Raw genomic sequence first — 21,318 nt, forward strand, 5'->3', positions numbered from 1 at the left:
AACACCGGCCCGGGATGCCGGGGGAGAGGCGGGGGGGGCAGGGGTTTTTGGGTGTGGACCCAAAAAGCAAGGGGGGGGGGACTTCCCGGCCCGCCTCCCCCGCACCCGTACCTCCACCGACCCCCGCGGTGCGCCGCCCCGCACCGACCGCACCCGTCGCTCCGACCCGAACGACCAGAACACGAGGGGCCCACGTGCCATTCGCCGCCATCGACCTCGGCGCCACCAGCGGCCGCGTCATCCTCGGCCGGGTGGGCCCGGACCACCTCGTCCTCGACGAGGTGCACCGCTTCGCCAACACCCCCGTCCGGCTGCCCACCGGACTGCACTGGGACGTGCTCGCCCTGTTCCGGGAGAGCCTGGACGGCCTGCGCCTGGCGGCCCGGGCCGGGGACGGCGTGACGTCGGTCGGCATCGACAGCTGGGCCGTGGACTACGGGCTGCTCGACGCGGACGGCGCCCTGCTCGGGAACCCCCACCACTACCGCGACGGCCGGACGGAGCACGTCGCCGCACGGATCAGGGACGACATCGGCGCGCAGCGGCTGTACGGGGTCACCGGGCTGCAGCACCTGCCGTTCAACACGCTCTTCCAGCTGGCGGCGGCCCGCGAGGGCGCGCAGTTCGCGGCCGCGCGGACCCTGCTGATGGTCCCGGACCTGCTCACCCACTGGCTCACCGGCGCCATCGGCGCCGAGGAGACCAACGCCTCCACCACCGGCCTGTTCGACGCGCGCACCGGCGCCTGGGCGGAGGAGATCCTCGGCCGGCTCGGCGTCGAGCCGCGCCTGCTGCCGCCGTTGCGGCGCCCGGGCGACCACGCCGGCACCCTCCTGCCCCACGTGGCCGCCCACACCGGGCTGCCGGAGGGCACCGCCGTCGTCACCGTGGCCTCGCACGACACCGCCTCCGCGGTGGCCGCCGTACCGGCCACCGGACCGCACTTCGCCTACATCTCCTGCGGCACCTGGTCGCTGGCGGGCCTGGAGCTGGACGCCCCGGTCCTCACGGAGGCCTCGCGGCTCGCCAACTTCACCAACGAGCGCGGCATCGACGGCACCATCCGCTACCTGCGCAACATCATGGGCATGTGGCTCCTGGAGGAGTGCCGCCGCACGTGGGAGCAGCGGCAGGAGGGGCGGCCCCTGCAGGAACTGCTCGCCGCGGCCGCCGCCGCGGAACCCCTCGCCGCCCTCATCGACCCGGACGACCCCGTGTTCCTGGCACCCGGCGACATGCCCGCCCGGATCCACGCCTTCTGCCTGCGGACCGGTCAGCGGCCCCCGGAGTCCCACGGCGCGGTCGTCCGCTGCATCCTGGAGAGCCTGGCCCTGGCCCACCGGCGCACCCTCCGCGAGGCGGCCGGGCTCGCCGGCCGGGACATCCACCGCGTCCACCTCGTCGGCGGCGGCTCCCGCAACGAACTGCTGTGCCGGTTCACCGCCGACGCGACCGGCCTCCCGGTCGTCGCGGGCCCCACGGAGGCCACGGCCCTGGGCAACATCCTCGTCCAGGCCCGCGCCCACGGCACGATCGGCGACGGCCCGGACGGCCTGGCGGCGATGCGCGCCCTGGTCGCCGCCACCCAGCCGCTGCGCACCTACGAGCCGGCCGCGGACGGCCGCGCCTGGGACGCGGCGGCGGCACGGCTGGCGGAGTTCGGCGCGACGGGGCGGCCGTAGCTGCGGGTGGGTGGTTCGGCTGTCCCGCCGTCTCGCTCCCTTCGGTCGCAAAGCGGCGGGCTGCGGACGGGGAGGGCGGGGGCGGGCCTTCGCGGCGGTGTGCGGATTGGTCCTCGGCGGGGGCTCAGGCGCCGGAGCGGGTTGCCTCTCCCTTGGCGGAGGTCTCGTTGCCGTCCGCGGGTGCAGATGGCCGGTGACCACGCCCACCGTTCGTGGGTGGCGCGCCCGCCGTAACCAGCGTCTGCGGGTGATTCCCCGACAGGCAACGGGCTCGGCAGGTGGCTTTCCGAGATCGGGCTCTGTTTCGCCGACTATGTCGGCGAAAGCGGGCCCGATGTCCCGTCAACCCAAGCCTCCACCCTCCCCGTCCGCAGCCCGCCTCCTTGCGACCGAAGGGAGCGAGACGGTGCGACAGCGGCACCGGCACCGGCAGGGCTACACGCCCGTGGTGCCGTCGGCCAGTTCGCGCAGGACGTCGAGGTGGCCGTTGTGGCGGGAGGTCTCCTCGACGAGGTGCAGCAGGATCCACCGGAGGTTGGGCCGGCGGCCGTCGCGGATGGACCGCTCGGCGACCGCGTCCAGCTCGTGCGCGGCGACGAGTTCGCGGTAACGGGCGGTGTGCGCCTCATAGTCGGCCAGCAGGTCGGCGAGGGGGATGTCCACGGCGATCCGCATCTCGCGGTCGGGGTCCTCGTCCGTCCAGGGGCCCTCGTCCTCGCCGCCGAGGAACACCACCTCGAACCAGTAGTACTCCACCCAGCGGAGGTGGTTGACCAGTCCGCTGAGCGTCATCAGCGGGGAACCCAGGAGCGGGGCGCTGCGGGCGTGCTCCGGGGTGACGCCCTCGCACTTGGCGCGGGCGGTGTCACGGGCGTAGTCGAGGAGGGTCGTCAGCGCGGTGCGCTCGTCCCATGCGGTGGGGGTGTCGGTTCGCGTCATCGGCGGAATGCTGTCGGGAACGACCCGGGCGCGTCCACCGATTAACGGCGCCCCGCGGCGTCCCCCTGACAACAGATGTCAGCGGAGGACCGGATCATCGGTCCCCGTGACCACCACCGGACATACGCGACGCCTCCTCCTGCCCGCCGTGTTCATCACCTCCCTCGGCAACAACATCCAGCTGATCGCCGCCGCCCTGCTGATCGTGCGGGCGCAGGGCTCGGTGCTCGACGTGGGCTGGCTCTTCGTCGCCGTCGCCGTCCCCCAGGCCGTGCTGTCCCCGTGGTTCGGCCGGCTGGCCGACCGCTTCGACCGGCGGGCGCTGTGGGCGGGCTGCGACCTGCTGAGCGCCGTCGTGGCCCTGGTCCCGGCGCTCGGGACGGCGCTGGGCTGGCCACGCGGGGTGGTCGTCTACGGCAGCAACTTCGCGCTGGCGGTGACGGCCGCGCTCTTCGTGCCGGTCAGCGCGGCACTGGTCAAGGAGCGGGTGCCCGCGGGACGGCTGCGGCGCTTCAACGCCCACTACGAGATGGCCCTGCAGAGCGGAATGCTGCTGTCCGCGGCGGTGGGCGGGATCGCCCTGCAGTACGCCGGACCCGCCCCGCTGTTCGTGTTCAACTCGGCCACCTTCGTGGTCTCCGCGGTCCTCGTCCTGGCGACCGGGCCCGGCCCGGGTCGGCCCTCCGCGTCGAAGGACTCCGCGGCGGTGCCCGCGACGCGGCCGGTCCCGTCGCGCCGGCCGCTCGGGCCGCTGGTCGCGCTGTACGCGCAGGGCAGTGTGGTGGTGACGGTCTTCAACGCCCTGATGCCGGTGCTGGTCATCGCCGAGCTGCACCGGGGCGCCGCAGTCGTCGGCGCCGTGGACGCGCTCGGCGGCGCCGGCTTCCTGCTGGCGGCGGCCGCGTACCGGCGGACCGGGGCCCGGCTGGGGGACCTGCGGCTCGCGCTCACCGGCTTCTCCGTCTGCGCGGTGCTGTTCGCGCTGCAGCCCCGGTTCGGGGTGACGGGGCTGCTGCTGCTCGTACCGGCGGGGGCGTTCGTCTTCGGGCAGGCGCGCATCGCGTCGCGGACGCTGCTGATGACGGCGGTCGGCGAGGACCGCGTGGGGCGGGCCTTCGGGACGGCGAACGCCTACGGGCTCGCCGCGACCGTGGCCGTGATGCTCGGGACGTCGGCGGTCACCGACCGCGCCGGGGTGCCGACCGGCTTCGCGGCGGTCGCCGGTCTCAGCGCGGTGGCGTCCGCGGGGGCGGCGGTGTGGCTCACGGCGGCGCGTAGAGGGCGGCCAGCGCCCGTGCCGACTCCGCCAGCAGCTCCCGCAGCGGATCCGGCGCCAGGACTTCCAGGTCCGCGCCGAGCCTGAGGAACTCGCCGTGCGCGTGTGCGACCGACTCGATGGGCACGCGGGCGCGGACCCAGCCGTCCGGTTCCCGCTCGCCGTGCTCGGCCACCGCCCGGGCCACCGGGCGCGACAGCAGCGCGGGCACCCGCTGGACGCCGCGCGGTGACAGCCGGATCAGGGCCTCGTCGCGGTGGAGCCGCGCGTGGAAGCCGGCGAGGTACTCCCGCCAGTACGCGGGCAGGTCGAAGCCGGACGGGAGGGCGAACGTCTCGTCGAGGACGCGGACGTCGAGGATCTGGTCGACCCGGTAGGTCCGCGGCTCCCGTCCGTCGTGGGCGACCACGTACCAGCGGCCGGCCTTGAGGACCAGGCCGTACGGCTCGAGCCTGCGGTCGGTCTCGGCGGGCTCGCGCCAGCGGCGGTAACGCACCCGCACGACCTGCCGGTTCCACACGGCGTCGGCCACCACGGGCAGGTGCGGCACCTGCTCGTCGGAGCTGTACCAGCCGGGCGCGTCCAGCAGGAAGCGCTCCCGCACCCGCTCCGCCCGCTCCCGCAGCGCCGGCGGCAGCGCGGCGCTGAACTTCAGCCGCGCCGTCGCCGCGGCCTCCCCGAGCCCCAGCTGCGCCGCCGGGTCGGGCAGGGCGGCCAGGAACCACGCCTGCGTCTCGTCGGCGGTCAGGCCCGTCAGCCGGGTGCGGTAGCCGTCGAGGAGCCGGTAGCCGCCCTCGTGCCCGGCGTCGCCGTACAGCGGGATGCCCGCCTCGTGCAGCGACTGCACGTCCCGGTAGATCGTGCGTACGGACACCTCCAGCTCCTCCGCCAGCTCCGCGGCGGTCATCCGGCCCCGCGACTGGAGGAGCAGGAGGAGGGAGACCAGCCGGCTCGCGCGCATGGCGGCAGTATCTCCGCACCCACCGACAGCGTCGGCGGTCCGGCGTGCGGAGGCCGGAATGTGCCCGCGGGGCAAGGGGCAGCGGCCGATTTGATGGCGCCCGGTGGAGCGCGCACTCTGGGGGATAGGGACTGCGACGGGTGTGTGATCGCCGACGATGAACACGAGTGACCCCGATGACCCGGCCGCCACGGCCGTGGTCACCGTCAGCGCGCGGGGGGTGGTCACGGGATGGAGCGCGGGGGCGCGACGGCTGCTCGGGCGCCCGGCGCCGGAAGCGGTGGGACGTCCCGTCGACGAGGTGTTCGGTGCGGACGCGGGTGCGGTCCCCGTCGACCGGGAGTGGCGCGGGCGGGTGTGGGCGCGCCAGGGGGACGGACGGGAACGCGAACTGGACGTACGGGTCTCCCCCGCGCTGGACGCCGACGACCGGCCCGCCGGCTGCGTCGTGACGGCCACGCCGGTCGACCGGGACACGGCACTGCTGCTGTGGGCCTTCCAGCAGTCCTCCGTCGCCATGGCCACGTACGACACGGACCTGCGCTACCACCGGGTCAACGACACCGCGGCCGACATGATCGGCGTCCCCGCGGCGGAGCTCACCGGCCGCCCTTTCACCGGCCCGCTCCTGGACGACGAGGGGCGCCGGGGGTTCAACGAACACCTGCGGCAGGTCGCGCAGACCGGCCGGCCGGTGCACTACGAGGCCCCGGCGGCCGCCGGGGCCGCGGGCGGCGAGCGGGCGTGGAGCACCGAGATGTGGCCGGTGCGGGACCCGCAGGGCCGGATCCGGGGCCTGGCGAGCGCGGCCTTCGACAGCACGGAGCAGTTCCGGGGGCGCCGGCGGCTGGCCCTGCTGAACGAGGCCGGCGCGCGGCTCGGCACCACCCTGGACGTGGTGCGCACCGCCGACGAGCTGGCGGAGCTGGCCGTGCCGCGCTTCGCCGACTTCGCCAGCGTGGACCTGCTGGACTCGGTGCTGCACGGCGAGGAGCCCCCGCCGGGTCCGCCCGGCCGCGGGGTGGAGCTGCGCCGGGTCGCCCACCGCACCTCGTCGGGCCGTGCCCCGGACGCGGCGGTCGACCTCGGCGAGCTCGACGTGTACCCGGAGTTCTCCCCGCCGTCCCGGGCCCTGGCCACCGGCCGGCCCGTGCTCAGCCGGCTCGGGCACCCGGACTTCACGCTGTGGCTGGCGCAGAACAGCCTGCGGGACGCCAAGGTCCACGAGTACGGCATCCATTCGGTGCTGGCGGTGCCCCTGCGGGCACGCGGCATCACCCTCGGGGTGGCGGTCTTCATCCGCTGGGCGCGTCCGGAGCAGTTCACCGAGGACGACCTGACGCTGACCGAGGAGCTCGCCGGGCGGGCCGCGGTCTGCGTCGACAATGCGCGCCGCTACACGCGGGAGCACTCCACGGCGCTGACCCTGCAGCGCAGTCTGCTGCCGCTGCGGCTGCGCGAGCAGGCCGCGGTGGAGGTGGCCTCGCGCTACCTGCCCGCCGGGACCCGGGCGGGGGTCGGCGGCGACTGGTTCGACGTCATCCCGCTGTCCGGCACGAGGGTGGGCCTGGTCGTGGGCGACGTCGTGGGCCACGGCATCCACGCCTCGGCGACGATGGGGCGGCTGCGCACGGCGGTGCGCACCCTCGCGGACGTGGACCTGGCGCCGGACGAACTGCTCACCCACCTCGACGACCTGGTCACGCACCTGGACCCCGAGGACGGCCGGGGCCGGGAGGTGTCGCCCGCCGAGACCAGCGGCGAGCTGGGGGCGACCTGCCTGGTCGCCGTGTACGACCCGATCGCCCGCCGCTGCACCGTCGCCAGTGCCGGGCACCCGGCGCCCGCGGTGCGCTTCCCGGACGGCACCGTCGAGATGGTCCCGATCTCCGCGGGCCCGCCGCTGGGCGTGGGAGGGCTGCCCTTCGAGGCGGTCGAGCTGGACCTGCCGGCGGGCAGCCTGCTGGCGATGTTCACGGACGGGCTGGTCAAGAGCCAGGACTTCGACCTGGACGCCGGCCTGGCGCGGTTGCGCTCCGCGCTGGCCGCCCCTGCCCCGACGATCGAGGCCGTCTGCGACACCGTCCTGAAGACCCTCCCCTCGGACCGCCCGGTGGACGACGTCGCGCTGCTGCTCGCCCGGACCCGGGCGCTCGACGACGGCCAGGTCGCGGTGTGGGACGTGCCGGACGACCCCGCGCACGTCGCGGACGCCCGGCGGGCGGTGGCGGAGCGGCTGGTCGCCTGGGGCCTGGACGAGGCCGTGTTCGTCACCGAGCTGGTGGTGAGCGAGCTGGTGACCAACGCGATCCGGTACGGGGCCCCGCCGATCCAGCTGCGGCTCATCCGCGACCGCACCCTGATCTGCGAGGTCTCCGACGGCAGCAGCACCGCCCCGCACCTGCGCCGCGCGCTGTCCGACGACGAGGGTGGCCGAGGCCTGCTGCTGGTCGCGCAGCTGAGCCAGGCCTGGGGCTCCCGGCAGACCTCCGCGGGCAAGACCATCTGGGCCGAACAGGCGTTTCCCCCGGCCGGACGATGAGCCGCGGCACGTCCGGGTTCCCCGCGTCGCGCCGATCCTGACGAGCTGTCAGTCTCGGATGTATGACCGCTCGCTTCCCAGTGGCCGTCCTGAGCTGGACGGTCCTCGTCCCGGTGCTCTCGGTGGTCCTGCTGGCCCTGACGTGGGGACGCGTGCTCCCGGTGGCCGTGGTCGTGGTCGTCGCGGTCTTCCTGGCGGTCGCGGTGCTCTCCGCCGTGCACCACGCGGAGGTGGTGGCGCACCGGGTCGGCGAGCCCTACGGGGCGCTCGTGCTGGCGGTGGCGGTGACCGTCATCGAGGTGGCCCTGATCCTCACCCTGACGGCGGACGGCGGCCCCAAGAGCGCGGGCCTGGCCCGGGACACCGTCTTCGCAGCGGTCATGATCACCTGCAACGGCATCATGGGGCTCTGCCTGCTGGTGGGGGCGCTGCGGCGGCGGGTGGCGGTCTTCAACCCGGAGGGGACGGGGGCCTCCCTGGCGACGGTGGCGACCCTGGCCACCCTCAGCCTGGTGCTGCCGACGTTCACCACGAGCACCCCGGGCCCGCGCTTCTCCACGGCCCAGCTGACCTTCGCCGCCCTGGCGTCCCTGGTGCTGTACGGCCTGTTCGTGGCGACGCAGACGGTGCGGCACCGGGCGTACTTCCTGCCGGTGAAGCCGGGCGGCGAGGTGATCGACGTCTCGGAGGAGGACTCCGTGCAGCCGACCGCCCGCGCCGCGCTGTTCAGCCTGGCGCTGCTGGTGGTGGCGCTGATCGCGGTCGTGGGGCTGGCCAAGGTGGAGTCGCCGACGATCGAGCAGGGCGTGCAGTACGCCGGGCTGCCGTCCTCCTTCGTCGGCGTCGTCATCGCCCTGCTGGTGCTGCTGCCCGAGACCATCGCCGCGGTCCGGGCCGCCGCCCGCGACCGGGTCCAGACCAGCCTCAACCTGGCGCTCGGCTCGGCGATGGCGAGCATCGGGCTGACCATCCCGGCGGTCGCGGTGGCGTCGCTCTGGATGTCCGGCCCGCTGCTGCTGGGGCTGGGCGCCACGCACATGGTGCTGCTGGCGATCACCGTGGCCGTGGGCACGCTGACGGTGATACCCGGACGCGCCACCCCCTTGCAGGGCGCGGTGCACCTGGCGCTGCTGGCGGCGTACGTGGTGCTGGCGATCAGCCCCTGAGCGGACGGGGCCCTACCGGCAGCCGGCGACGACGCGGCCGGACAGGACGGCCTCGACGAAGGACTCCGGCGGGGCGTAGTGGTGCACCAGGACGTAGTGGACGACCAGGTCGGGGGCGATCAGCCAGGTGCCGGGGGCGCCCTCCACCCGTACCTCGCCGTGGCCCACGAGGATGCGCTCGCCGCCGCGGGAGACGCTCACCGGGTTGAAGCGGCCGCCCCCGACCAGCCTGCGGCGGCACAGGGTGCAGCCGTACCAGCCGTGGGTGATGGCGCACAGGTGGTCGCGGCACAGCGCGAAGAGACGGTCGGCGAACTCCTCGGAGGGCTCGGCCAGCGGGAAGGGGTGGGCCGGGTCCAGCCAGCCGACGGCACGGGCGGAGACGTCCGGCGGAATCGTTTCTGTGAAGTAGGCGTACGGGCCCAGGTCCTCGTAGTACGGCATCGCAGCCTCTCCCGCCCGCGGACCCCGCCCGCGCGCACCGTCTCCGATCGATCGCGGGCAAGCGTCCAGCAGCGGAGCCCGTAGGTCAATCACCCGTACGTGGCGGGCCCCCGCCGGCGCGCCTGGATGCGGTGCGGTCCACCCGAAGGAGACCGGCGCCGGACACCAGTCCCGGACGCCGCGCGGGTCAGCCGACGACCGGCTGCTCGTCCCTGCCGTCCTCGACCCGCGGCGCAGGCACCACCGGCTCGCGGCCGAGCCAGCCGGCCAGCAGCTCGTGCACGGACCCGGCGCCGACCAGCCGTTCCAGCGGATCGGGACCGTCGAGGTCGAACGGGTGCAGCAGGAAGGCGTGGCTCTGGTCGCCGCCCAGGCCGCCGTGCGAACCCACCTGCTCCTCGAAGGCGTGCACGGCACGGGTGACGGGGTCGTAGGCGGAGTTGACCATGATGTCGGCGGCGTGCGGGAAGCGGGCGGTGCGCAGCACCGCGGCCGCCGCCCCCGGCCCGAACGGTGCCAGCGGGTCGCGGCCGGTGACGCGGCCCGTCTCCAGTTCGTGCTCGCCGCCGTCCCCGCCGAGCACGAGCGGCCCGCGCTCGCGGTCCAGGACCAGCACGAAGCCGATGCCCGGGTGCTCGGCCAGCGTCCGCAGCAGGGCCGGGTGGCGGGCCTCGACGCCCTGCCGGTCCGCGCGCCCCGGAAGGTCGGGGAAGGAGATCAGCGCCAGGTTCCCCGAGGCCAGCACCACCGGGTCGGTGACCGGTCCGGCCGTCTCCTGCTCCTCGCCCGCGCGGCCCCCGTGCTCGGGGCGGTGCAGCGCCGCCCGGGCCGCCGCTCGCGCCTCCGCGCCGCTGGCCGTGCCCCGCGCGCGCCGGCGCACGGGCAGCCCGCACCCGGCCCGCACCAGGTCCCTCAGCGTCAGCCCGTACGCGCTCTCGAAGGTCTCGCCGTGGCTCTGGCCGTGGTCGGAGAGCAGCACGATCCGGTAGGGCCGCGGTGCGTACCGCGAGGCGTCCGCGATCAGCCGGATCGCGCGGTCCAGCCGCCGCAGCACCCGCATCGCGTCCCGGCTGCGCGGCCCCGAGTGGTGCGCGACCTCGTCGTACGCGACCAGGTCGGCGTAGACGGCGCCGCGCCCGGCGAGCATGTCGCCGACGACGGCCGCCACCGCCACGTCGCGCTCGACGACGGTCGCGAAGGCCCGCAGGAAGGGGTAGAGCCCGCCGCGCCGCACCCGGGGACGTTCGTGGCGCGCCCGCGCGGAGACCGACTCGGTGACCTCGCGGCCGACCTCCGCGAGGAAGGACGCGGCGGTGCGCACGGCGTTGGCCGGGTCGGAGAAGTACGCGAAGTAGCCGGTCCGGGAGCGGGTGGCGCTCACCCGGGCGAGGACGGCCGCGGGATCGCCGCCCTCCGGGGCGCCGACCGCCCGGGACCGCAGCCGGGCCATCGCGAGCCGGTCGGCGGAGAACCGCCGGCGGCGCGTGGACACCGACATCACCAGCGCCAGTTGCTCGGCGCCGCCGCTGAACAGGTTGCCCCGGCTCGCGCCGTCCGGTGCCAGCAGTCCGGGCCGCCCGGTGCGGGCGACCGCGCGGCGCTCCAGTTCCGCCGCGCAGGAGGGCCGGTTGCAGACCATGACCTGCCCGGTCTCCTTCTCGTACCAGCGGAAGGCCGGTACGTCCTCGTTGCTGCCGTGCAGGATGGCCAGCTGGCTGGCGCCGGTCTGGCTGCTCCAGTCGGTCGTCCACGGCACCAGCCGGTGGCTGCCCTCGAGCCATGCGGCGACCGTCTCCATCGCGGGCGGGCGCAGCCGCCCCTTGCGCGTGACCGGGCGCACCGCCTCGCGCAGCACGTCGTGGCCGACGCCGTCCAGCTGTACGAAGACGAAGCCCGGCTCGCGTGCGCCGTCGGCGCCGGCCGCCTCGGGGCCCGCGACCCGGCGCCGGCCCGCCAGGCGGGCGAGCCGCCGGCCGTACGCCGCGTCGTCGCGCATGGCGAGCGTCGTGCTCGTCGCGGACGAGGCCGCGGACATCACGGCGGCGATCACCACGGCCGTGGCCGGCGCGATGTCGCCCTGCCAGTCCGGGGTGAAGCGGAGCGCGAGCAGCAGCAGCGAACCGTTGAGGAAGAACACCAGCAGGCCCAGCACCAGCGCGGGCACCAGCAGCACGGCGCGCACGAGCACCGGCCAGACCAGGGCGCTCAGCAGGCCGAAGGCACCGGCGGCGACCGCCGCCGTCACCGCGATCCGGGTGGGGCTGTCGCCGGTCGGCGACTGGATGCGGAAGTCCGGCAGGATCCCGGCGAGCACGGCCATCGTCGCCGTCGACACCGCCCACACGACCAGCACGCGGACGATCGCGCCCCCGACGGCCCGCCACCGACGCAGCACGCCCACCCCTCCTCACGACTCCTCACGTCTGCCCGCGGCACCCAACACGAATGCCCCCAGACTGTCACAGTCCTCCCCGCGCTCCGCGGCGCACCGGGGGCACACGGCGGGCACGCCGGAGCATAGGCTCGGGGCGAGACGAGGAGGCGCCAGTGGCGGTCGAGATCACCTGGTGGGGACACGCGACGGTGACCGTGCGGGACTCGGGGGTGCGGGTGCTCACCGATCCGCTGTTCGCCCCGCGCCTGGCCCACCTGCGCAGACGGCGCGGCGCGCTCCCGCCGCCGGGTGCGGCCCTGGCCGACCTCGCCGTCGTCTCCCACCTGCACGCCGACCACCTCCACCCCGGCTCGCTGGCCCGGCTCTCCCGGGGTACCCGGGTACTGGTGCCGCGTGGTGCCCCCGCCGCCGTGCCCCGGCTGCGGCGGCTGGCCGCGGACCGGCGACTGGAGCTGACCGAGGTCGTACCCGGTGACGAGGTGAAGGTGGACACGCTGACGGTACGCGTGGTGAGCGCCGCGCACGACGGCCGGCGCCTGCCGTACGGGCAGCGCCGCTCCCCCGCCCTGGGCTACGTGCTGGTGGGCGAGGAACGCACGTACTTCGCCGGGGACACCGGGCTGTTCGACGCGATGGCCGACGAGGTCGGGCCCTGCGACGCCGCGCTGCTGCCGGTCGGCGGCTGGGGACCGTTCCTCGGCACCGGCCACCTCGACGCGTACCGGGCCGCCCAGGCCCTCGCGCGGCTCGCCCCGCGCGCCGCCGTGCCCATCCACTACGGGACGTACTGGCCGATCGGCATGGACGCCGTCCGCCCGCACGAATTCCACTCCCCCGGCGACGAGTTCGTCCGCCTCGCCGGGCAACTCGCCCCCGCGGTGGCGGTGCACCGGCTGGAGCACGGCGAGAGCGTGCTGCTGGAGGCCGCCAGGTGAGCGGACTCACCCTGCTCGCGGAGCAGACGTCCTCCCAGTCCACCGGGCAGGTGATCGGCTACCCCTCGCTCTTCCTGCTGGTCGTGCTCGGCTCGCTGGTGCCCGTCGTCCCCACCGGCGCGCTCGTCAGCAGCGCCGCGGTCGTGGCCTTCCACCAGACCGCCCCCTTCTCGCTGGCCCTGGTCTTCCTCATCGCCTCGGGCGCCGCCTTCATCGGCGACATGGGCCTCTACCTGCTCGGCCACCGCGGCGTACGCTCCCGCAACGGCTCACGCTGGCTGCGGCAGTTGCAGGAGCGTGCCGACCCCGCGCGCCTCGCCGACGCGCAACGCCGGCTCGACGAGCACGGCGTCGCCGTCCTCGTCCTGTCCCGCCTCATACCCGCCGGTCGCATCCCGGTGATGGTCGCCTGCCTGCTCGCCGAGATGCCCGTCCGTCGCTTCGCCCGCGGCGACGTCCCCGCCTGCCTGGCCTGGGCGGCGGCCTACCAGCTCATCGGCATCCTCGGCGGCACCCTCTTCCCCGAGCCCTGGCAGGGCGTCCTCCTCGCCGTCGCCCTCACCCTCCTCATCGCCTCCGCCCCCCAGCTCCGGCGCCGCCTCCGCGGCTCCACCGCCTCCGCCACCGCCTCCGCCTCCGACGACACGGCGGCGGAACACCCCGGCCACTGACCGCCTCCGGCGGGGGCTCGCACGGGCCCGGCGCCGCACGATGGTTGCTGGCGTGCGCCCCGGACCTGCCGCCGGGACCACGGCCCCCAGCGGCGGCCGGCGTCCTCAGGTCGCTGACCGAGGCTGCGGCGAACGCACGCATGCGCAACCGAGTTGCCGGGAGTGGCGGCGCGCCACGGTTCCCGTACAGCCCCGGCCCACGGGCGGCGACCCCTCGCGACGCACGGTGCCCGCGGCCCCCGAACCCTCCCGCCCGGGCTTCGCCCGTCACCGCTTCGGCCGGCGGCCCGGCCACTGACCGCCTCCCGGCGGGGGCCTGCCATGCGTCCACCGCCGCGCGGTGGCGTGCGGCTTAGACGTGCACGCGGGACCGCGCCCGCCGGCGGCGCCCGGCGTCCTCAGGTCGCTGACCGAGGCTGCGGCGAACGCACGCATGCGCAACCGGGCCGCGCGCAACGGCGGATGACGCCGTCCCGCAGGCGGCGTCCACGGGTCCCGGGGTGCTCAGGCAGCGCCCGGGGTCAGGTCGGCGATCGCGGCTTCCAGGTCGGCCAACGCGGCGGCGACGTGGGGGAGTTCGAGCGGGGTCGGGGAGGTGAGGGCGGCGTGGCGCTGGGGGGTGTCGGTGCCGTGGAGGGGGCCGGTGTCGATGCGGACGTGGAGGGCGGCGGGGTCGTCGCCGAAGCGGTGGCCGCCGGGGACGGGGCGGCCCAGGCGGGCGGTGAGGGCGTTCTCCAGACTCGGGGCGTCGGTGACCCCCAGGGCGGACAGGGCGTGCCGCAGGGGGCCCAGGTCGGCGTAGAGGTGGAAGCCCGCTTCGGGCGGCCGGCTGAGCGCGCCGGCGCGGGTGACCGCTTCGTGGGCGGCGGTTCCGAGGGCGGCGTGCAGGCGCGTGGCGGCGGCGAGGTGTTCCCGCACGTCGTCGGCCTCGGAGAGCGCGTACGCGGTCGCGGCGGCCACCGGCTCCGGGAGCACCGCGCGCAGCCCGGCGCAGTGGTCGACGACGGCGGCGCGCAGTCGTACGCCCTCCGCGGTCGCCGGGAAGCGGGCGACCGCCACGGGCCAGGACGCCGGCGCCGCGCACAGGTCGGTGACGACGACCGTCCGGCCGGGCAGCGTCTCGGCGGGGGTGAGCAGCACGGTCTCGTGCGGACGGTGCACGGTGTCGGCGTACGTCTCGTCGGAGACCAGCAGGAGCCCGCACTGCTCGGCCGCCTCGCACACTTCGTGCAGCAGTTCCGGGGGCGTCACGGTCCCGCTGGGGTCGTCGGCCGCGGCCATGAGCAGCACCCGCGGGTCGGCGCCTTCCGCGCGGGCCCGGCGCACCGCCTCCAGCAGGGCGAACGGGTCGGGGGCGCCGCCGCCGACCGCGGGGGTCTGCACGGTCGTCGTGCGCCGGCCCAGCATCCGCACCAGCGGCCCCTGCCACGCGGCGGCGGGCCGGGGGAGCACGACGTCGCCGCCCACCGCGGCGAACAGCGCCAGCAGCAGCGGCTCGGCGCCCGGCGCGGCCACGGTGTCGGCGGCGGTCGTGGTGAGCCCGCGGCGCTCCCAGTAGCCCGCGGCTGCCGCGCGCACCGCCTCGCCCCCGCCGGGCGGTTCCGGTGTGGCGCCGGCGCCCTGCACGGCGGCGGTCAACCGATCCGCCCAGTACGCCGGAACCGGCAGCCCGGGGTCGGGCCGCGGGGCGGTCCGCGCGAGGTGCCCGGCCGGGACCGGCGGTGAGGTCCGCTGCATCCGTGCCTCCGGTGGGATCGGGTGACCGGCGGGATCCGCGGGGCCGGGTCAGGGCCCGGCCCTCCGCCGCCACCCTCGCACGCACCGCGGGCTCGCGCCGCCGGACGGCGGATTCCCCCCGCGTGACGCCGGGAATCGAGGGCAACCGGAGTCCAGGAGGTGTTCCCATGGTCCCGCTGCTGCTCGTCCTGCTGCTGGCCCTCGTCCTGTTCGGGGCGGGTTTCGCCGTCAAGGTCCTCTGGTGGGTCGCCCTGGTCGTGCTGGTGCTGTGGCTGCTCGGCTTCGTGGCACGGCGCGGCTCCGGCGGCTCGCGCTGGTACCGGTGGTAGCGCTCGCGGCCGCGGGTGGGACGCGGGGCGTACGGTGGCCGCCTGGTGGCCGCGCGCCCCGGATCCGCGCGTGCCGCGGGCCCCGTCCGCTACTGCTGGGCCTGGACCGGCATCCGCAGCGTCCGCGCCCTCGCCCCGGCCCGGGTACGGCCGGAGGAGACCATCCGCTGGGGGTGCCGGCGCAGGTACTCGCCCTCCAGCGCCGCCATCCGCGAGTTGTGTGCGTCGAGGGCCGCCCCGGAGCCGTAGAGCAGCGTCTCGTGGCGGGTCCGGTGGACCGACTCCAGTTCCTGCACCAGTTGTCGTTCGTCCAGGTCTGCGGGATCGACCCCGCCGGGGTAGCGGCTCATGGGGCGCGCACCTTCCTTTCGCCTCCTGTCACCTCGCCCGTTTGGTACCCCCGGTGCGGGGATTCATCCGCTTATGAGGTCATTCGACGGGCATCGGATCCCCGGTCCGGGTAGACGGGTGGACGATGGAGAGACCTGACCCCTGAGGAAAGGAGCCACCGTGCAACGAGGAAGCGACCGTCTGAGCGTCCACCGTGACGACGAGATGAAGCACGAACTGCGCGAGATGCTGCGCTCCGGGCACTCCACCCGGGTCGAGGAGTGGCAGGACCCCGAGCCCGCCGCCGACGACGACCCCGAGGTCGGCACCGGACCGGCCTGGGCGGGCGCCCCCGAGGGCACGGCCGTGCGGTTCGAGCTCGCCCGGCACCTGACCCGGCAGCCGTTCCCCGCGCGGCGCGGCGACCTGCTGCGCGCCCTGCGCGACCGGCACGCGCCGGACCCCCTGACCGACCTGGTGGACGGGCTCCCCGGCGACAACCGGCGGTACGCCAACGTCCAGGAGGTCGTACGGACCCTGGGCATGCGCCCGGAGGCCTGACCGGCGGACGGACCGCACCGGCGCGGCGCGCGCCGCGGGGCCGTTCCGCCGGCCCCGCGCGCCGCGCCGCCGCACCGGACCGCGGACCCTGACCGCACCGCCCGTACCGCCCGTACCGCCCGCACCACCCGTACCGCCCCGGGAATCGATCGATCGTGGAGGGAGTCGTTGTGCGCCGGATCCTGAGCGCCTGGGACAAGGAGCTGTTCCTGAACGTGGCGACCCGTTCGTGGCCGGCCGCAGAGCCGGTGCTGCCGCGGCTCAGCAGGGCCGCCAACCACGGGCTGCTGTGGTTCGGGGTCGCCGCCGGCATCGCGGCCGTCGGCGGTCGCACCGGCCGGCGCGCCGCCCTGCGCGGCGCCGGATCGCTGGCGGTGGCGTCGGCGGTGGTCAACACCATCGGCAAGGGCGCGGTGCGGCGCAACCGGCCGGTCCTCGACTCCGTGCCCGTCATCCGCCGGCTGTCGCGGCAGCCCGGCACGACGTCCTTCCCCTCCGGCCACGCCGCGTCGGCCGCCGCGTTCGCCGCCGGCGTCGCCCTGGAATCGCCGCGCTGGGGGGCCGCAGTGCTGCCGGTCGCCTGGTCGGTGGCGTTCTCGCGGATCTACACCGGTGTGCACTACCCCAGCGACGTCGCCGCCGGGATGGCGCTCGGCGCGGGCGCGGCCCTGGCCGTACGCGGCCTCGTGCCGACCGGACGGCAGCTGGCGGTGCCCCCGACCCCCCGGGCCGACGCACCGGCCCTGCCGGACGGGCGCGGGCTGTACGCGGTGGTCAACGAGGTCTCCGGCCCCCCGCCGCTGCTCGGCCCGCCGGCCGAACGGCTGCGGAACGCGCTGCCCGAGGCTGTCGTCGAGGAGTGCTCGGAGGACGACGACCTCGCCGAGATGCTGGAGAAGGCCGCCCAGCAGGCCGCGGAGGCCGGCGGCGCGCTCGGCATCCACGGCGGGGACGGCAGCGTCAGCCTCGCCGCGTCCGTCGCCCTGCGGCACGGCGTCCCGTTGCTGGTCTCCCCCGGTGGCACGTACAACCACTTCGCGCTCGACCTGTCGATCGAGAACATCGACGACGCGGCGCGGGCGGTCCGGGAGGGCACCGCGATCGCCGTCGACGTCGCACGGGTCACCCCGACCGGCGACGCCGCCGGTGAGGAGGCCGGATCCGCGCGGTCCACGGTCTTCCTGAACACCTTCAGCATCGGCGTCTACCCGGACCTCGTGCGCTACCGCGAACGCTGGTCGCGGCGCGTGGGCAGCTGGCCCGCCGGGGTGCTCGCCGCACTGCACGTGCTGCGCACCTCCACCCCGATCGACCTCGACATCAACGGCCGGCGGCACTCGGTGTGGATGCTCTTCGCGGGCAACGGCGCCTACCGCAGCATCGGTCCGGCGCCGGTGCGCCGCCGTGCCCTGTCCGACGGGCAGCTCGACGTGCGCATCGTCCCCGGCAGCCCCTACGCCCGGACCCGTCTGCTCGCGGCCGCCCTGACCGGCTCCACCACGGCCCTGCTGCGGCGGATGCGGATCGGCGGCATCGAGCCCGGCACCCGCCTGGCCTTCGACGGCGAGGTGGCGCCCGCGCCGCGCGGCCTGGTCATCGACAAGGCCAACGAGGCCCTGACCGTCTACCGGCCGCTCTGACCGGGCACGGCGACGCGGGCCGCGCTCCCCAGGGGCGCGGCCCGCGTGGCGGGTGGGACGGGCGGAGGGCCGTCAGCCCGACAGGCCGGCCAGCGCCCGGACGCCCTCGCCCTTGATGGTGAGGGTGTCCGGCGACCCCGCGTCTATCGCGAGCGTGAGGTCGTCCGACGGCCAGCCGCTGCTCAGCGCCGCGAGGGGCAGGATGCGGTAGCCCCGCGCGTTCGGCAGGGCGTGCGCCAGGCGCACCTCCGAGGTGAAGACCGGGACCAGCTTCGTGCCGTCCTCCTGCTCGAAGACCGGCAGGCTGATCGTCTCCTGCTCCGCCCCGTCCCCCGCGGGCTCCTCCGGCGGGGCCGGCACCGGCAGCAGGATGTCGCTGGCGGCAAGGGTGCTGAGCGCGGCCGCGTTGTCACCGCCGGTCGCGATCTCGTGCAGGGCACGCTGCGCCGGGGGCTGCGCACCGTTCGGGGTGGTGAAATCGGTCATGGCCGTTCCCTTTCCGTTGCTTGCGTACGGGGTGGCTCGGGGGCTGCGCGTACCCAGCCCGGGAACGGTCATGCGCGTTCGGCGGTGGTCACTCGTACTCGGTGCCGCCCTTGCGGGTGAGGTAGGCGTCGCTGACCGCCTTCAGGACGGCGCGACCGCCGAGCTCGGGGCTGTGACGGTCCGGGACGGCCCGGACCACGACGCCCTCGCGCAGGTGCAGGCCGCGGCCGGAGACGGTCTCCGCGCCCCGCGCCAGTTCCAGGACGGCCTCCAGGTCGAACGGGCCCTCGTACAGCGTGGGCACGAGCGGCACGCTCCCCGCCGGGAGGACCTCGGCGGGGTCGAGCCAGCGGACGGCCCCGTCGACCTCGGCGGCGACGTCGAAGGCCGCGTAGCCGGGCGTGTCGCGCCCCGCGTCGGCGCCGTAGCCGAGGTCCTGGACGCCGGCGCCGTAGACCTCGCCGAAGATCGCCACCCGGGTGGCGCCGAGCCGGCCGGCGAGGGCCGCGGCGACCTCGGGCAGGCCGTGTCCGCGGACCGCCCGCCAGTAGAGGTTGCGGTCGGCCTCCTTCAGGGCGAAGCGCTGGGCGCCCAGTCCCTTGGAGGTCACCAGCACGCGTCCCGAGTCCGCGAGGTAGGTCAGGCAGCAGGCCGTCCCGTGCAGCTTCTCGGTGATCGCGACCTGCTCGCCCGCGGTGAAGACGCCGGGGTGGCGCTTGACGTTCTCGACGTCGATCCACGGCAGCAACTCCGGCGCGGACTCCACGTCGCCGCTCATCGACACCGGGACCGGCGGCGCCCACTTGGTGATGCCGAGCCGCTCCGCGAAGTCGGTGCCGTCCTCGGCGGCCCGCGCCAGGTCCGTGCCCGCGAGCGCGGCCGGGCGGCAGACGATGCCCTGGGACAGCTCGCCGCGCAGCCGGACCGCCTTGACACGGTCGGCCGCGGGGCCCGCGAGCCGTCCCGTCAGGCCGAGTTCGGCGATGAGCCCGGCGGGCAGCACGGACTGCTCGGGTATGTACAGCGCGAAGTCGCCGGTCCGGTAGCTGCCCTTGGCCACGACCGCCCGGTAGAGGCCGACCTGGGCGAGTTCCAGGGCGTCCGCGTTCGGGTGGTCGTGGACCGTGAGCCTCTCGGCCGTGACGCGCAGCGTCGACATCGGGTTCCCCCTCGTGGTGGTGCGTGGATCGCACCACTGTGCGGGGTGCCGCGCGCCGCGGGCGAACGGTTTTTCAGGGCGCGGGGGCCATCCGGAAGTCGTACCCGCCGGGCAGCGGTTCGTCGGTGAGGGCCCGCCAGGTGGTGTGCAGCGACTCCTCGCCCTCCCTGAGGTCGTCGACGGTGAACCCCTCCTCGAAGACGCCCCGCGCGCCCGCGACGTCCCCCGCGGCGAGCAGGACTTGGGCGTGCAGCAGCCGGAAGCGACCGCGGGCCCGGGTGGCCGCGGGCAGGGCGCCGAGGACGGCCGCGGCGTCGTCCGGACGGCGGGCGGCCAGGAGCGCGGGCACGGCCTCGCGGGCCAGGGCGGCCGCGGCGGTGGCCCAGGCGTCGCCTGTGGGGACGGCCCGGAAGGCGTCCAGGTAGCGCCGCGCGGCGCGCTCCCGGTTGCCGTCGGCCTGGTCGGCGACGGCGAGGCAGCGCAGCGGCAGGCACGGTCGCGGCCCCGCGGCCGCCCGCTCCCAGCTGCGCACGGCCTGCGCGCGGTCGCCGGCCTGCCACTGGGCGAGGCCCAAGTGGTAGTGCAGGGACCACGCGTTGCCGTCGTAGGTCCCCGCGGTCTCCAGCAGTTCCCGCCACTCCGGGGAGACGAGCCCCGGGCCGGGGACGGTGTCGCCGTCGAGCCGCGGGAAGACCCCGGCGAGCAGCAGTTCCAGCCAGGGCTTCTGCCGCTCGCCCAGGGTGTCGGCGGCGAAGGGCGTACCGGGCAGGTCGAACCGGCCGCGGGTGACCTCCAGCGCGCCCCAGCCGGAGCCGGTCGCGAGGACGTCCTTGGGCTCGGTGTCGGCGGCACGGAGCCACTCCTCGTGGGCGGCGCGCAGTCGTTCGCGCGGCAGGGCCGCCTCCAGTCGTTCCGCCACCGCGTGCGGATCCGCGCCAGGTGCGGCGGCCAGCGGGCCGTAGGCCTCCAGCCAGCTGACGTCGGCGCCCCCGGCGAGCGGCAGGTGCTCCAGCTGGGTGGGGGCGAGTCCGGCCTGGATCTCCAGGTAGCCGGGACCGTCGCCCTCGTCCCCCGCGAGCCAGCGCTGCCAGCGCCGCCCGCCCGCGCCCCGGCCCCAGACGAAGAGCTTGCGGCCGCGGAGGGCGTCGGTGGAGGTCTGGACGAGGCCGCGGCCGTCGGCTTCGAGCGCCGCGATCCAGGGGCGGGTTCCGTCGGGCAGGTCGTAGAACCAGTCGGCGGGGTGCTCGGATGCGGTGGGCGCATCGGGGACGGGCACCCGCTGGAGGGTGCGGGAGGAGCCGAAGTGCCAGGCGTGGGAGGCGGGTGCGACGACGCGGGTGCCGGGTGTCTGGGGTACGGCGGTGTTGGACCACCAGTAGAGGGGAACGGTCCGGTGGTGAGGATTGCGGACGCGTACCCCCGCGTAGAGGAAGTCGGAGCCCTCGGGGAGCCACAGGTCGATCTGGAAGGGCAGGTCGCGCAGCCGCTCCCACTCCCAGAGGCGGAGCATCTCGCCGCCGTCGGGGGCGGGCACGCGGGCGGCGTGGAGCGGGGCGCAGCTGAGCGTGGTGTGCCCGGTGGCGCCGGGGTTCCATTCGACGCCGCCGGAGAACCAGGCGCCGGCGAGGCCGAACTCGGCGTACTGCAGGACGGGGTCGGCGTGCAGCAGTTCGCGTCCGGTGGGCTTGTGGTGCAGCCCGTACAGGCGACCGCCGAGACCGGGCAGCACGGTGGCGCCCAGCCGGTCGTTCTCCAGGACGAGCGCGTCCAGTTCGGTGGGCACGCGCTCGCGGGTGTAGCCGTCGAGGCGCGGTACGGGGAGCAGGGTGCGCAGTTGCCCGTAGGCGATGCGCCGGGCCATGCCGGGCGGCAGCTCGGCGCTCTCGGCCGGGTCGAGGACGTGCGGGTCCCCGGGCGGCCGGAGCGCGGGCAGGGGGTTCTCCGGGCCGAGCGGGCTGACCGGGAGGGTGAGGGTGGTGCGTCGCACGGTGGTGGCCAAGAGGTCCCTCTCTCTGTCACCGGTGGTCGGGTGAGGACATGGAACCCCGTATCGGCTCGTGCCGTC

18 protein-coding genes are annotated in these 21,318 nt (G+C 75.8%); 9 read left to right on the top strand and 9 right to left on the bottom strand.

The genetic code is table 11. The features are described 5' to 3' along the window. Window positions 1–194 precede the first annotated feature (194 nt). Window positions 195–1,682 (top strand): rhamnulokinase, encoded by a 1,488-nt coding sequence (locus ACZ7MY_RS12490; RefSeq protein WP_499601357.1) that lies wholly within the window; start codon window positions 195–197, stop codon window positions 1,680–1,682. 435 nt (window positions 1,683–2,117) lie between these two features. Here ACZ7MY_RS12490 and ACZ7MY_RS12495 read toward each other — a convergent pair whose 3' ends face one another. Continuing rightward, window positions 2,118–2,621 carry a DinB family protein gene (locus ACZ7MY_RS12495; RefSeq protein WP_499601358.1) on the bottom strand — a complete coding sequence of 168 codons (504 nt, stop codon included), beginning with the start codon at window positions 2,619–2,621 and terminating at the stop codon, window positions 2,118–2,120. 106 nt (window positions 2,622–2,727) lie between these two features. Between ACZ7MY_RS12495 and ACZ7MY_RS12500 the strand changes: the two genes are divergently transcribed. Continuing rightward, entirely contained in the window at window positions 2,728–3,984 is a 1,257-nt protein-coding gene (locus tag ACZ7MY_RS12500) for an MFS transporter (RefSeq protein WP_499601359.1), read from the top strand. Here the strand turns inward: ACZ7MY_RS12500 and ACZ7MY_RS12505 are convergent. Beyond that, window positions 3,884–4,858, bottom strand: coding sequence for a helix-turn-helix transcriptional regulator (locus tag ACZ7MY_RS12505; RefSeq protein WP_499601360.1), 975 nt, complete (start codon window positions 4,856–4,858; stop codon window positions 3,884–3,886). The genes ACZ7MY_RS12500 and ACZ7MY_RS12505 overlap by 101 nt on opposite strands. A 157-nt stretch (window positions 4,859–5,015) precedes the next feature. Here ACZ7MY_RS12505 and ACZ7MY_RS12510 point away from each other — a divergent pair, with 157 nt between their 5' ends. Together ACZ7MY_RS12510 and ACZ7MY_RS12515 are read left to right on the top strand one after the other, a co-directional pair. Then, entirely contained in the window at window positions 5,016–7,400 is a 2,385-nt protein-coding gene (locus ACZ7MY_RS12510) for a SpoIIE family protein phosphatase (protein WP_499601361.1), read from the top strand. Window positions 7,401–7,462: 62 nt separating this feature from the next. Beyond that, complete coding sequence (locus ACZ7MY_RS12515) at window positions 7,463–8,566, top strand: calcium:cation antiporter (RefSeq protein WP_499601362.1); 1,104 nt, start codon at window positions 7,463–7,465, stop codon at window positions 8,564–8,566. Between the two features lie 12 nt (window positions 8,567–8,578). Here ACZ7MY_RS12515 and ACZ7MY_RS12520 read toward each other — a convergent pair whose 3' ends face one another. After that, a complete protein-coding gene (locus ACZ7MY_RS12520; protein WP_499601363.1) occupies window positions 8,579–9,010 on the bottom strand; it encodes a DUF7919 family protein in 432 nt (143 codons plus the stop codon). A gap of 187 nt (window positions 9,011–9,197) precedes the next feature. Then, on the bottom strand, window positions 9,198–11,411 hold the full coding sequence (locus ACZ7MY_RS12525) for a phage holin family protein (RefSeq protein WP_499601364.1): 2,214 nt from the start codon (window positions 11,409–11,411) through the stop codon (window positions 9,198–9,200). A gap of 146 nt (window positions 11,412–11,557) precedes the next feature. Here ACZ7MY_RS12525 and ACZ7MY_RS12530 point away from each other — a divergent pair, with 146 nt between their 5' ends. After that, the gene (locus ACZ7MY_RS12530) at window positions 11,558–12,340 is read left to right on the top strand and encodes an MBL fold metallo-hydrolase (protein WP_499601365.1); all 783 of its coding nucleotides are present in this window, start codon (window positions 11,558–11,560) and stop codon (window positions 12,338–12,340) included. After that, window positions 12,337–13,011 carry a DedA family protein gene (locus ACZ7MY_RS12535; protein WP_499601366.1) on the top strand — a complete coding sequence of 225 codons (675 nt, stop codon included), beginning with the start codon at window positions 12,337–12,339 and terminating at the stop codon, window positions 13,009–13,011. Before ACZ7MY_RS12530 ends, ACZ7MY_RS12535 begins: the two co-directional genes overlap by 4 nt. A gap of 504 nt (window positions 13,012–13,515) precedes the next feature. Here ACZ7MY_RS12535 and ACZ7MY_RS12540 read toward each other — a convergent pair. Next, window positions 13,516–14,748 (bottom strand): aminotransferase class I/II-fold pyridoxal phosphate-dependent enzyme, encoded by a 1,233-nt coding sequence (locus ACZ7MY_RS12540; protein ID WP_499601367.1) that lies wholly within the window; start codon window positions 14,746–14,748, stop codon window positions 13,516–13,518. A gap of 167 nt (window positions 14,749–14,915) precedes the next feature. On the opposite strand from ACZ7MY_RS12540, the gene ACZ7MY_RS12545 reads away from it, so the two are divergent. Next, on the top strand, window positions 14,916–15,077 hold the full coding sequence (locus tag ACZ7MY_RS12545; protein ID WP_499601368.1) for a hydrophobic protein: 162 nt from the start codon (window positions 14,916–14,918) through the stop codon (window positions 15,075–15,077). A gap of 89 nt (window positions 15,078–15,166) precedes the next feature. Here the strand turns inward: ACZ7MY_RS12545 and ACZ7MY_RS12550 are convergent, their stop codons facing one another. Then, on the bottom strand, window positions 15,167–15,427 hold the full coding sequence (locus ACZ7MY_RS12550; protein WP_089222756.1) for a DUF6158 family protein: 261 nt from the start codon (window positions 15,425–15,427) through the stop codon (window positions 15,167–15,169). Window positions 15,428–15,587: 160 nt separating this feature from the next. On the opposite strand from ACZ7MY_RS12550, the gene ACZ7MY_RS12555 reads away from it, so the two are divergent. Both ACZ7MY_RS12555 and ACZ7MY_RS12560 read left to right on the top strand, forming a co-directional pair. Continuing rightward, a complete protein-coding gene (locus ACZ7MY_RS12555) occupies window positions 15,588–15,968 on the top strand; it encodes a DUF2795 domain-containing protein (protein ID WP_406270809.1) in 381 nt (126 codons plus the stop codon). A gap of 170 nt (window positions 15,969–16,138) precedes the next feature. Next, window positions 16,139–17,608, top strand: a complete 1,470-nt coding sequence (locus tag ACZ7MY_RS12560) for a bifunctional phosphatase PAP2/diacylglycerol kinase family protein (RefSeq protein ID WP_499601988.1) — start codon at window positions 16,139–16,141, stop codon at window positions 17,606–17,608. 72 nt (window positions 17,609–17,680) lie between these two features. On the opposite strand, the gene ACZ7MY_RS12565 is transcribed toward ACZ7MY_RS12560, so the two are convergent. From ACZ7MY_RS12565 to ACZ7MY_RS12575, 3 genes are all read right to left on the bottom strand, one after another. Beyond that, window positions 17,681–18,094: an SseB family protein gene (locus tag ACZ7MY_RS12565; RefSeq protein ID WP_089222759.1), complete on the bottom strand. Its 414-nt coding sequence runs from the start codon at window positions 18,092–18,094 to the stop codon at window positions 17,681–17,683. Between the two features lie 88 nt (window positions 18,095–18,182). Further along, entirely contained in the window at window positions 18,183–19,253 is a 1,071-nt protein-coding gene (locus ACZ7MY_RS12570) for an RNA ligase (ATP) (RefSeq protein WP_499601369.1), read from the bottom strand. A 73-nt stretch (window positions 19,254–19,326) separates the two neighbouring features. Then, window positions 19,327–21,252: a DUF5107 domain-containing protein gene (locus ACZ7MY_RS12575; protein WP_499601371.1), complete on the bottom strand. Its 1,926-nt coding sequence runs from the start codon at window positions 21,250–21,252 to the stop codon at window positions 19,327–19,329. Between the last annotated feature and the right edge of the window lie 66 nt (window positions 21,253–21,318).

The organism is Streptomyces sp. NPDC111520 (assembly GCF_055635295.1).